Source organism: Belnapia rosea (assembly GCF_900101615.1).
Taxonomy (GTDB): Bacteria; Pseudomonadota; Alphaproteobacteria; order Acetobacterales; family Acetobacteraceae; genus Belnapia; species Belnapia rosea.
In genome coordinates this window covers 1-11065 of sequence record NZ_FMZX01000054.1, presented here as the reverse complement: position 1 = coordinate 11065, position 11065 = coordinate 1, and the positions used below count along the sequence as shown (strand labels likewise).

Here is an 11065-nt window from a genome sequence, read left to right as displayed (position 1 = left end):
CGCTTTCGCCAAAAAATCCCGTTCCACCAACAGCTGCCCGATCTTCGCGTGCAGCTTCTCAACCTCCGCCTCGGCCACCTTCGCGCTCTCCGGCGCCGCCGCCTTGCCGGAGAACACCGCCGTCAGCCCCTCCATGGCCTGCCGCTTCCACTCACCCACCATCGTCTGGTGAATGCCGTGCTTGGCCGCCAGCTGCGCCGTCGTCAGCTCACCCCGCAGCGCCTCCAGCGCCACCTTCGCCTTAAACTCCGCCGAGTACCGCGTCCGCTTGCCCGTCATCCAGGGCCATCCTTCTCACAAGCGAACCGAGCTTACCCGCCTGTCCGAAATCCAGGGACCACCTCAGACGGTTCTCAAGGCTATGAGGGCGGCTAACCCTGAACCACGACGTCCATGGTTTCCGATAGTCATCCCTCCCGCTATCGTGGCCTCTGGCGCTCGGATGCCAGACGCCACTGTCAACTGGACCCGGGCGCCGCATGACCAGCACCACAGCTGGCTCTTTTGCGATAAGTGCCGCGCAGACCAAGTTAGCGGCTCTGCGGTCCCGGTGAGTGGCTCATGGAGAAGCATGGCACCAAGCGGTGCCGGGCCTGGAAGACGCTCCACCTCGCCACGGACGCCGACACCGGGCGGATCAGCGCGTCGGTGCTGACCGACAAGGATACCGACGATGGCTCGCAGGTCGGCCCCTTGCTCGACCAGGTCGATGGTTCTGTGGCGTCCTTCACCGGCGATGGCGCCTACGACCGGGACAAGGTCTATGCCGAGGTCGCGGCGCGGCATCCCGATGCGACCGTCTTCGTCCCGCCACGCTCGAGCGCGGTGCCGAGTGACGCCGCCGAAACCGCGCCGACACAGCGGGACCGGCATCTGCAGCTCATCGCCGAGCGCGGCCGCATGGGCTGGCAGAAGGCATCAGGGTACAACTGGCGTGCTCTGGTGCAGGCCGATATCGCGCGCAGGAAATGCGTCATCGGCGGCGGGCTGCGCTCGTAGATGGATAAGCGGCAAGCGACCGAAGTGGCCATCGCCGCCCACGTGCTGAACCGCATGCTCGAGCTCGGACGCCCGGAGTATGTCCGGATTGCGTGACCCGGAACACGGGCAGGGCTCAGTGGGTCCAGGATCGAGTTGCCCTGACCGTTTCATCCTGGCTCGGGAGCAAACCAGCCTTGCTTTCTGCGTTGCCGTCCCACGAGGTAAAGCAGCAGCCGGGGAGCAACGGCAAGGAGGGGCCCCTTGGACAGTCCATTCGTCATGAAACTGGAGCAGTTCAGGCGCTTCTCCGACGAGGACCGGCGGCTGCTGAGCGAACTCACCTCCAAGCGCCAGCAGCAGTACGGGGCACGCGAGGACATCGTCCGCGAGGGCGAGCACTCACCTGACATCCACGTCGTCATCTCCGGCCTAGCGTGCCGCTACAAGATCCTGCAGGACGGCAGGCGGCAGATCATGGCCTTCCTGGTGGCGGGTGATCCCTGCGATTCCGAGATCTTCATCCTCAAGGAAATGGACCACAGCATCGGCACGCTGATGCCAAGCGTGATCGCCTCGATCCCAGGCGACACCATGAAGGACCTGCTGCTCAATCGGCCGGGCATTGCGCTCGCTTTTTGGTGGAACACGCTGCAGGACGAAGGCGTGTTGCGCGAACGCATCATCGACGAGGGCCGCCGCGACGCCTACTCGCGAATCGCTTTCATGATCTACGAGATCCTTCTCCGTCTACGGGCGGTCGGCGTCATGGATGACGAGAGTTTCGACTTAGCGATTACCCAGACGGACCTGGCGGACGCCACCGGCCTCACGCCGGTCCACGTCAACCGCATGTTGCAGCGTCTCCGGGAAGAGAAGCTGATCGCCGTCGAAGGCAAGCGCTGGACAGTGCTCGACCCCGCCGGCTTGCGAAAGGCGGCCCAGTTCGAGGCGAATTACCTGCACCTCGACCGCGCGAAGGATGAGCCGGACAGCGAAGCCGGTAAGCGGCTCAAGGGCCTTATCTGAAGCACCCCCAACGGTGCCCGCCGGCGCCTGCCCGAGGTTGGCCCATGTCGTCCCCTGAACAGCGAGTGCCGATCAACCTGACCGCAGCCGCGGAGCGGCTACCCTGGTCCGAGGTGGGGCAGGCGCTATGCGTCCACGGCGCTTCCGAAGGCAGTGTACTCGAAATCTGCGGGCTGGACCGCGCGGGGGGCGGGCACGCTAATGACGGGCTCACCGACGCCGTCTATGTCATCGCATCCGGCTATGGCGCGCTCCGCTGGGGTGACACGGCCCTGGAGTGCACTGCCGGTGACGTGCTGTTCGTGCCCAACGGCCGGCCACACTGCTTCGAGCGTCTGGATGGTGAGATCAAGATTTGGCGTATCTCGGCAGTGCCCGGTCCGGCCATTGCCGGCCCCCAGAACTGACCGCACCGGCTCGGAGCGGCGGCACCACCGATTTGTGGCTACCGGTCGGTCCTGAGCATTGCCTGGACCCGCTGCGCTAGGGTGTCGAGTTCGAACGGCTTGCCGATCACCTCGACCCCGGCCGGCAGCGCCGAGCCCGCATAGCCGGTGATGAACAGCACTGGCAGCGCCGGCATCCGCTCGCGCGCCGCCTCGGCCACCTGCCGACCATTCATCCCGTTCGGGAGGCCCACGTCGGTGACCAGCAGGTCCACGCGTGAGGAGGCCTGCAGGAGCCGCAGTGCCGCCGGCCCGTCCGCCACCGCCAGAACCTGGTAGCCCAACTCGCGGAGCCGCTCGGCGGCCGGGCCACGCACTCCGTCCTCGTCATCCACCAGCAGCACCGTCTGCCCCGTGGCAGCCCGCTCGAGAACCGGAGCCGCTGGCGGCGGCCCGACCGTCTCCGCTTGTTCCTGTCTCGGCAAGTAGAGGCGCACGGTCGTACCTTGCCCGGGCGCACTCTCCAGCCGGACGAGCCCGTCGGACTGCCGCACGAAGCCGTAGACTTGACTCAGCCCCAGCCCGGTTCCCTGGCCCACCGGCTTGGTGGTGAAGAACGGCTCGAAGACGCGCTCCAGCACCTCCGGTCGCATCCCCTCCCCGGTGTCGGTGACCGAGATCACCACGTAACCGCCGGGCGCCGCACCTTCCTGTTCTGCGATGTCCGCCGCGGACAGCTCGGTGTCCGCCGTGCCGATCGTCAGTCGCCCGCCCTCGGGCATGGCGTCGCGCGCGTTGATGCAGAGGTTCAACAGCGCGCTCTCAAGCTCGTTGGCGTCGCACAACACGCTCCCGGTGCCGCCGTGCAGGTCGAGTTCCACCTTGACCCCGGGTCCCACCGTGCGGCGGAGCAGGTCCGCCATGCCCGCGACCAGCCCGTCCGGGCCGATCGCCTTCGGGTCGAGCCGTTGCCGCCGCGCGAAGGCCAGCAGGCGCCGTGTCAGCCCCGCCGCCCGGCCTACCGCCTCGCGCGCCATTTCCAGGTAGCGCCCCGCCTCGTCGGCGCGGCCTTGCGCGATCCGGCGCCGCGCCGTCTCCAGGCCGCCTGCGACGCCCTGGACTCGGCGAGAGTACGGAAGCGGTTCTCGCTTTCGCGCAGCGCTGCCTCGACGGCGCGCCGCCCGGTGCGATCGCGCAGGATCTTGAGGTAGCCGAGCAGCGTGCCGGCGCCGTCGCGCATCGGCGTCATCAGCCCGCTGGCCCAGAATCGGGAGCCGTCCCGTCTGAGGTGCCAGCGCTCGTCCGCCGCGCGGCCCTGCTCCCGCGCGCTGCGCATCTCCGCCTCCGGCGCCCCGGCCGCCAGGTCCGCGGGGGTCCAGATCACTTCGGCGCCCCCGCCAAGAACTTCCGCCTCGTCCCAGCCAAAAATGTTACGTGCGCCACTGTTCCAGCCGGTGACGTGCCCGTCTAGGTTGGTAGTGATGATGGCGAAGTCGGTTGCGCTCTCCAGAATGAGCAGCATGCGCTGCTCGCCCGCGTGATGCGCCGCACGGCTTTCGGTCAGCTCAGCATTGACGAGGCGGAGCGCCGCGTTCGCCTGCTCCAGGGTACCAAGCGCAAGACGATCGGCAGTGCCGGCAGAGGCCTGCTCCTGAGCCCGTGCGCGACCGGCGTCGCGTTCTGCTCCCACGATCGACGCCGCGGCTTGGTGGCCTTTGAGTTGGGCGCGTAGAGCGGTATTCTCCGCCTCCAGGGCAGCGATCCGGGCGCGGAGGTCGCTGTCGTCGGACTGGGTGGGTTCTCGGGTGGACATGCCGGGTTTCCTTGCTGCGGACCCGGAGGTCACAAAAGACCAGTTTCCTGGAACGGAGGCTGCCCGGGAGCGCGGCTGGGCGAGTCGATCCTCGCGCACTATGGACATGCCAGCAGGCGGTCGAACTGGTTCCGGACCAGCCGGTAGCAGCCGCAGGCGGCTCGCTCGAGCCCGGCATGGTCCAGCACCACCGTCTTACCCCTGCCAGACCGTATGAATCCGGCCTCCTGCAGCGCGCCGATAGTGGTTGTGATGCCCGAGCGGCGAACGCCCAACGCCGCCGACAGCGTATCATGGGTGAGCGGCATCTCGGGGCCTTCGGCCCGGTCACACGCTGCCAGCAGCCAGCACGCACAACGTTCGGGCAGGTGGTGGCGGCCGTTGCAGGCCCCGGTCTGGGCGATCTGGATGACGAATGCATCCAGGTAGCACAGGCAGCGCTCGCGCAGGGCCGGCACGCTGCCCAGGAGGCGTCGGAAGCACGCGACCGGCATCCGCAAGGCCGAGCCGGGCATCTGAACCCTGGTGTGATGGAAGGCGATCGGGCGGTCGCTGATCACGGAAGCGACGCCGGCCATGCCCTCCCGGCCGATCATGCCCACCTCGATGCCCAAATCGTCGGCTCCAGTGTCCGCCACCAACGACACCACACCTTGCTCGACGAAGTAGACGTGCTCGATCACCTCGCCGGGCCCGAACAGGGTCTGATCATCGACCAGCCCCACCAGGGTGAGGTGCGGCCGCAGGTTGTCGAAGTCGCTCTGCGCCAGCGCGGCGAGCAGCCGGTTCCGGAGGAGGGGTGCCCCAGCCGATACCAGAGCGCTCCCGATGGCGGGCCATTCTACCCCGATCGGCATTGCAGGACCTCCCTCAGGGCAAAAGCGGTGGAAGCTCGAAGCCTTTCCCGTCGCAGCCGGGGCGGAAATCCTGTCCGTTCCCGTCACCCTTTCTGCTCCGCGAGGCTACCAACATCACCGCTTCTAGGCGGGAGCGCCCAAGACCGCTCTATACTGTGTTAAGTTTCGGCCAGACGGATGTCTGCTTCCCGCCCCGACGCGGCTGGCAAGGAGGACCGGCGTCAGGCGACACGCAGGGTGCGGAAGGTTACCGAACACCGTAGCCCCTCCGTGGGTGGGATGCTGTGCTCCCACTCTGTCCTTGCCGGCCCCTGCAGCAGGTAGGCGGATCGTGGCTCGAGGCGCAGCGAGGTGCGCTGCCAGGAGGCACCGGCCCGGCGTCGCAGCCGGAAGAGGCAGGGAGCGCCGAGTGAGACGCCGAGGACATCGCCGAACACAGCCTTGTCGCGGTGCCAGCCGATTGCCGCACCGGGCGGGTATTCGGTGACCAGGGTCTGGCTCAGTGTCTGCGGGGCAAGGCCGGCGAAGGTCGCAACGCGCTCGCGCAGCGCGATCAGGAAGGGCGGGATCGGCGGCGCGTCCCGGATGGCCTCACGCTCAAAGTCATAGGCCCAGCCAAAAGAGACAACGCGGCGCCGCCCGACATGGCCGTGGAAGGCAAAGGCGGCGAAGTCCAGCGTTGCGAAGGCTTTGAGGATCGCGCGCTCCTCCTCCCGCGGGATCGCCTCGTCCCAATACTGGAAGCCCGGTGGCAAGGCAGGCGCCGGGGCGAAAAGATCGAGTTGGCTGGCCGGCATGTGCCGCGACCCTGGAAGCAGTGCCCGCAGCCTACATCAGCAGCGACTGCCCCCGCACTCCATCTTAGGCTGATCAAGAAGGGCGACCACTCTTGCCGCACGACCAATCGCCTTTGGAGACGGCCTCGAACCGCCGCTTTCCACCCAACTCGACCGCCGGCCGGCGCGCGGACGGTTAGCAGGTCTACCGACTGCGGCTTGCCTTTTCGGCCACTCGATACGGCCGAGGTGCCGGGATCGCCGTCGCCAAGCATCCAAAGGCATCAGACATGCTGAGCAGCGGGAACAACCTCACTTGAAGTAAGCGGTTTTACAATCCTAAAACGCAATATTCAGGATCTGTTCCCTGTGTCAGGGGTTGTGAGAAAGCGAGGTGGTCCCACTCCTCAGCAGTTGATGCAAAACAGATACCTCCAGCACTAGCCCGCCTCTCTGTCAGGGAGTGCGGGCTTCTTTTTGCCTGCCGTCTGAGGGCGGCAGCGCAACTGTGGGTGCGGATGCGGAACGCCCTGCATCACCTGTGGAATGCTAGCGAACCGGCCCGACAAAAGGGGCGTTGGCGAGCTACTGACGACGTTTCCTCCCTAACCTTAAAGGCCGCCTGGCTCCCAACAGGCGGCCTTTCCTTTGCCTACAAGCCAAATGCGGCGCCACCGTTTCGCTTATGAAGTGGTATGGTGGCGAACCAGCGCGGCCACGTCGGCTCGGGCTGGAACTTCGAGGGTTCACTCAAAGCCACCTTCAAAGCCGTCCTTCGGACCACAAGGGCGGCTTTTCTTTGCCCGCAGCCCGATTGCAGCAGCGCCAGCTTACCTGCGGTAAGTCCCGCTTACCGCAAGTGACGCAGGGCTTGCCGCAATCGTGGATAACCGCCAAATTCTCGGAGCGGCGGAGGGCTCGCGGTATTGACCAACCTTGGTCATGATGTTAGCCATACTGACAGACCAAGCTTGGTCAGGAGCAACGGAATGAGCCAGGTCAACCTGTACGACGCCAAGACCCAGCTCTCGCGCCTGGTGGACCGCGCCGCAGCCGGCGAGGAAATCATTATCGCCAAGGGCGGCCGCCCGCTCGCCCGTTTGGTACCTCTTGCGACCCGCACCCAGCCACGGGCGCTCGGCCAGCTTGCCAGCGAGGTCTGGATTGGGCCCGACTTCGACGATCCACTGCCGGACGATGTTGCCAAGGCGTTCGAGGGGCGATGAAGCTGCTCATCGATACGCATATTCTCATCTGGGCGGTCACTTGGCCCGATCGCCTGCAGCCGCGCCTGCGCGAGGCGATCCTCGCGCCGCGGAACACCATCCTCGTCAGCGCGGCGTCGGTTTGGGAAATTGCCATCAAGCGCTCCCTCGGGCGGCTCACCTTCCCGCTGGAGCGCCTTGATGCCGTGCTGGACGGGGCTGGGTTCGATCACCTGCCGATCACAGCCGCCCACGCCATCGAGGCTGGTGGTCTGCCACGTCACCATGCCGATCCTTTTGATCGCATGCTCATCGCGCAGGCTTGCATCGATGACCTCCTGCTTGCGAGCGACGACCCGCTGATGGCCGCCTATGCCGTGCGGCTGTTCGGGCGGGATGGTGGAGGGTGAGCGCGGCGGGGAACGCGGCACCGGCCTCAGCCGGACTGCCGACGGTGGTGCCGGAACCGGGCAGGAGCCTCACTCCCAACGGCGCCGCGGCCCTCGCCGCCGCCCAGGCCTATGCCAGGGAGGCGCTCGCGCCCGAGACGCTCCGCGCCTATGCCGCCGACTGGGCGCATTTCTGCGGGTGGTGCGGCGAGACGGGCTGCGCCCCGCTGCCAGCCGAGCCAGCGGCCGTCGCCGCCTATCTTGCTTCACTGGCCGGCCTGTACTCACGCTCCCTGCTCGAGCGCCGGCTGGCCGCCATCGGCCAGCAGCACCGCCTGCGCGGGCTCGACTGGTCGGCCGGCCATCCCGCCATCCGCACCACGCTACGCGGCATCTACCGCCGGCACGGCAGCCGCCGCCGTCAGGCCGCGGCGCTGACCTCGGCCGAGCTGCGCAAGCTGGTCGCCGCCTGCGGTGGTGACCTGACCGGGCTCCGCGATCGCGTCCTGCTGCTGCTGGGCTTTGCCGGGGCGCTGCGGCGGTCGGAGCTGGTCGGCATCGACCGCGAGCACCTGCGCTTCACCAGCGAGGGCCTGCGCCTTACGCTGCCCAGCTCGAAGACCGATCAGGAAGGGAAGGGCACCGAGCTCGGCATCACCCGCGGCAAGCGGGCCGAGACTTGCCCGGTGCGCACGCTGGAGGCCTGGCTGGCCGCCTCGGCCTGCGAGTACGGGCCGGTGTTCCGCAAGGTGGACCGCTGGGGCAACATCGAGCACGCCCGCCTCAGCGGCGAAGCCGTCCGCACCATTCTCAAGGGCCGGGCCAAGGCAGCCGGGATCACGGTGCACAGCACCGAGCGGCTGTCGCCCCATGGGCTGCGGGCGGGCTTCGTGACCGAGGCCTATATGGCCGGCGCCCGCGACGAGCAGGTGATGGACCATACCCGTCACCGCGACCTCAAGACCATGCGCGGCTATGTCCGCCGGGCCAAGCTGGTCACCGAGAGCGCCAGCAAGCTGCTCGACCTGTGACCAGTGTCCAAGAGAGGAAGAGGTTGCCGGAGTCGGGTGGCGGGACAGGGGAGGGGAGCGTGTCACCGGCTGAGGTGCTGGCGCCGGCGCATACGGATTGGCTGTACCACCACCTCCGCGTCACCGGCGATCCCGCCGAGGTCGCGGCCTTCCGTCGGGTCGCTGCCGGGGCGGGTGTCATTCCCTGGCAGCACAGCCTGGGCCGCGCCGAGGAGGACTGGTTCCACCTGCTGGTCGCGCCTCCACCGCCACTCACCCGCAGCCTGAGCGTCGAGGGCGCCCGCATCCTGGCCGGCCAGTTACGAACCGCGGCCGAGGAGCGGCTGCGGCTGGTGGCCGAGCGCTCGGGCGAGAGCCGGGCCTGCCCGCTCGACCTGCACCGGCTACTGCCGGTGCCGGAGGCGGTGCTCCGGCTCGGGCCGGAGCATCCAGAAGCGCGGGCTTGGTTGTGGTCGCACTGGGGCACGACCGAGGCGCTGCGGCATGTGGTGGAGCTGCCGGTGCCCAAACGCGGCCAGCCGCCCAAGCGCGACCCGGGCCTGCTCTGGCTGAGCTTCTGGTCGGCCGATTGGACGCCCTGGGCGGCGATACGGCAGCTCCGCGAACGCTGGCCCGGGCTGCAGATCGCGGTGCAGCCGCACTACAATGACCCCTGAGGCGGACAGCGCCGAGGCCTTCCTTGAGGCCGCACCGGCCGCAGTCGGCAACAGCGGCACGCCGGCGCTGCGCCTGGGGGCCTATGAGGGCCCGCTCGACCTGCTGCTGGAGCTGGCGCGGGCGCAGCGGGTGGACCTGGCGCAGATCTCGGTCGCCACCCTGGCCGAGCAGTTTGAGGCGGTGGTCGCGGCGGCGATCGAGCGGCGGGCGGTGCCGCTACCACGGCTGGCGGACTGGCTGATCATGGCGGCGTGGCTGACGCTGCTGCGCTCGCGTCTGCTACTGCCTGCTGCGGCGGCGGAGAGTGTTGAGGCCGAGCGCGAGGCAGCGGGGTTGCGGCGACGGCTTGCTGATCGGGAGTGGACGAGCCGACTGGCGGACTGGCTCGAGCGACGGCCACAGCTAGGGCGGCAGGTGTTTGCCCGCGGCGAGGCCGAACCGTACGCCCTCACCACCGTCGGCGCTCCGCCACCCGCGGACACGGCGGAACTGCTGCGGGCCTGCCTGCGGCTGCTGGTGCTGCCGCACCGGGACCGGGTGTACCGGCCGCGGCCGCCGGCGCTGTGGCGGGTGCCGGATGCGTTGGAGCGGATGCGCGAATTGCTGCCAACGGTAGGGGAGGGGGCTGATCTCGCCGCCTTCCTGCCGCCGCTGTCCGAGGCGCGGGCGAGCTCACGGCTGCAGCGTCGGGCGGCGTTGGCGACGACGCTGATGGCGGGGCTGGAGCTAAGCCGTGATGGGGTTGCACATCTTGATCAAATGCAGGCTTTTGGGACGATTACCATCTGCGCCGAACGACTGAGGGTCGGTCCAGGAACTCAACGTCAAAATCCAAACGGCTGATGGTGATCGGGCCTTTTTTGAAAACGTTCTGCCCGAGGTTGGGGCCAAGGGTTCGAATCTCCACTCCCGCTCCAATCGGCCTCCACACAACCTGTCTCTCCTGACCAGACCAGCGCGCTGAGGCGCAGGTTTGGCCTGGGTTTCTGCGGCAACCTTGATGGTGCAGCAGCGGAACGGGGCCGGGTTTTCTCTCCGAAATGCCGGAGACTCTCCGGACCTTGAGGGTAGGGCGATTTAACCCTCAAGCTTTACTGCGTTGAAGTTGCAGAATTTTTGGGCCGGGTGGCGGCTCGTCGTTGAGCGTGTTCATCGCCTGCCGGTCGAAGCTGCAAACCCAATCAGCTTCTCTGCCCGCAAGTTCCCGCACCTTCTGGAGCCCTCGTAACTGACGGCTCAGGCCCTGATTGCAGGATGCCGCCTTGGCCAAAGCCGCTCAGCATCTCCGATCTAGTCACGTCAATGGTATCGAGAATGGGAGTTACGGTTCCGCTCACAAGGTGTGACTGGCCGCCCGACACATTGCAACTGCTCCCAACGTTCAACCTTTCGATCTCCTATGCAAGGAGCCGAAGATGCCGAAGGATAAGGGGAAGGGGACCGGGGAGCCCGGTTGGACCGAGGAGGAAAAGAGCCAAGGAGCTCCAACGTCCGGCAACGCGGGCGCGGCAGGCGAAGCGGGCGATGCGGTGCCCAAGGCGGGTTATGGCGGCGACGAACGCGCTGCGACGGAAGCCGCGGCGGCGCAAGTGGAGGAAGACTCGAACGGTAAGGCTGAACCAGGCGTTCGTGAGGAATGACTAAGGCTTGTTAGAGCTTGGTGACTTTGATCCAGTCTGCGGTGGCTGCGAGGCAGAGCACGCCAAGGAAGGAGCGCGCGGTTTTCTCGTAGCGAGTGGCAACAGCGCGCCACTCTTTCAGTCGTGCCCAGAGGTTCTCGACCAGATGCCGGTTGGCGTAAACCCAGTCCGGGCAGGCCACTGGCGCGTCGGTGCGCCTGGGCGGGATCGCAGGCCGCGCGCCCATGGCCCAGATGCGCTCGCGGAAGGCGTCGGAGGCAAGACCGAGGTCGCCGACCACCCAGCCGGGCACGTCTGGCAGACA

The 11065-nt window shown here is 67.5% G+C and carries 14 protein-coding genes and 1 pseudogene; 9 read left to right on the top strand and 6 right to left on the bottom strand.

The features are described 5' to 3' along the window. Window positions 1-279, bottom strand: a 279-nt coding sequence (locus tag BLR02_RS27190) for a transposase (protein WP_143018348.1), incomplete at its 3' end; no start/stop codon positions are given. 270 nt (window positions 280-549) lie between these two features. Between BLR02_RS27190 and BLR02_RS27185 the strand changes: the two are divergent. The 3 genes and pseudogenes from BLR02_RS27185 to BLR02_RS27175 all read left to right on the top strand — a co-directional run. Continuing rightward, window positions 550-999: pseudogene (locus tag BLR02_RS27185) on the top strand (transposase); the annotation flags it as partial. 243 nt (window positions 1000-1242) lie between these two features. After that, window positions 1243-2007: a Crp/Fnr family transcriptional regulator gene (locus BLR02_RS27180; RefSeq protein ID WP_143018347.1), complete on the top strand. Its 765-nt coding sequence runs from the start codon at window positions 1243-1245 to the stop codon at window positions 2005-2007. 65 nt (window positions 2008-2072) lie between these two features. After that, window positions 2073-2414 carry a cupin domain-containing protein gene (locus BLR02_RS27175; RefSeq protein WP_090665367.1) on the top strand — a complete coding sequence of 114 codons (342 nt, stop codon included), beginning with the start codon at window positions 2073-2075 and terminating at the stop codon, window positions 2412-2414. 38 nt (window positions 2415-2452) lie between these two features. Here the strand turns inward: BLR02_RS27175 and BLR02_RS27170 are convergent, their stop codons facing one another. From BLR02_RS27170 to BLR02_RS27155, 4 genes are all read right to left on the bottom strand, one after another. After that, window positions 2453-3430 (bottom strand): ATP-binding protein, encoded by a 978-nt coding sequence (locus BLR02_RS27170; protein ID WP_090665366.1) that lies wholly within the window; start codon window positions 3428-3430, stop codon window positions 2453-2455. Next, a complete protein-coding gene (locus BLR02_RS27165; protein WP_218128094.1) occupies window positions 3412-4206 on the bottom strand; it encodes a PAS domain-containing protein in 795 nt (264 codons plus the stop codon). Before BLR02_RS27165 ends, BLR02_RS27170 begins: the two co-directional genes overlap by 19 nt. 98 nt (window positions 4207-4304) lie before the next feature. Then, window positions 4305-5063, bottom strand: a complete 759-nt coding sequence (locus BLR02_RS27160) for a Crp/Fnr family transcriptional regulator (protein WP_090665364.1) — start codon at window positions 5061-5063, stop codon at window positions 4305-4307. A gap of 221 nt (window positions 5064-5284) precedes the next feature. Then, complete coding sequence (locus BLR02_RS27155) at window positions 5285-5860, bottom strand: alpha-ketoglutarate-dependent dioxygenase AlkB (protein WP_090665363.1); 576 nt, start codon at window positions 5858-5860, stop codon at window positions 5285-5287. Window positions 5861-6828: 968 nt separating this feature from the next. On the opposite strand from BLR02_RS27155, the gene BLR02_RS27150 reads away from it, so the two are divergent. The 6 genes from BLR02_RS27150 to BLR02_RS29060 all read left to right on the top strand — a co-directional run bounded on the left by BLR02_RS27150 (window position 6829) and on the right by BLR02_RS29060 (window position 10761). Beyond that, window positions 6829-7065, top strand: a complete 237-nt coding sequence (locus BLR02_RS27150; protein ID WP_090665362.1) for a type II toxin-antitoxin system Phd/YefM family antitoxin — start codon at window positions 6829-6831, stop codon at window positions 7063-7065. Beyond that, window positions 7062-7454 (top strand): type II toxin-antitoxin system VapC family toxin, encoded by a 393-nt coding sequence (locus BLR02_RS27145; RefSeq protein WP_090665361.1) that lies wholly within the window; start codon window positions 7062-7064, stop codon window positions 7452-7454. The genes BLR02_RS27150 and BLR02_RS27145 overlap by 4 nt, the downstream gene beginning before the upstream one ends. Continuing rightward, window positions 7451-8464 (top strand): site-specific integrase, encoded by a 1014-nt coding sequence (locus BLR02_RS27140; RefSeq protein ID WP_245704990.1) that lies wholly within the window; start codon window positions 7451-7453, stop codon window positions 8462-8464. Before BLR02_RS27145 ends, BLR02_RS27140 begins: the two co-directional genes overlap by 4 nt. Window positions 8465-8523: 59 nt before the next feature. Further along, window positions 8524-9120, top strand: a complete 597-nt coding sequence (locus BLR02_RS27135) for a hypothetical protein (RefSeq protein WP_090665360.1) — start codon at window positions 8524-8526, stop codon at window positions 9118-9120. After that, a complete protein-coding gene (locus tag BLR02_RS27130; protein ID WP_090665359.1) occupies window positions 9110-9964 on the top strand; it encodes a segregation and condensation protein A in 855 nt (284 codons plus the stop codon). Before BLR02_RS27135 ends, BLR02_RS27130 begins: the two co-directional genes overlap by 11 nt. A gap of 572 nt (window positions 9965-10536) precedes the next feature. After that, a complete protein-coding gene (locus tag BLR02_RS29060; protein ID WP_143018346.1) occupies window positions 10537-10761 on the top strand; it encodes a hypothetical protein in 225 nt (74 codons plus the stop codon). 10 nt (window positions 10762-10771) lie between these two features. Here the strand turns inward: BLR02_RS29060 and BLR02_RS27125 are convergent. Beyond that, window positions 10772-11065: transposase (locus tag BLR02_RS27125; protein ID WP_143018345.1), on the bottom strand; the 294-nt coding region annotated here is incomplete at its 5' end.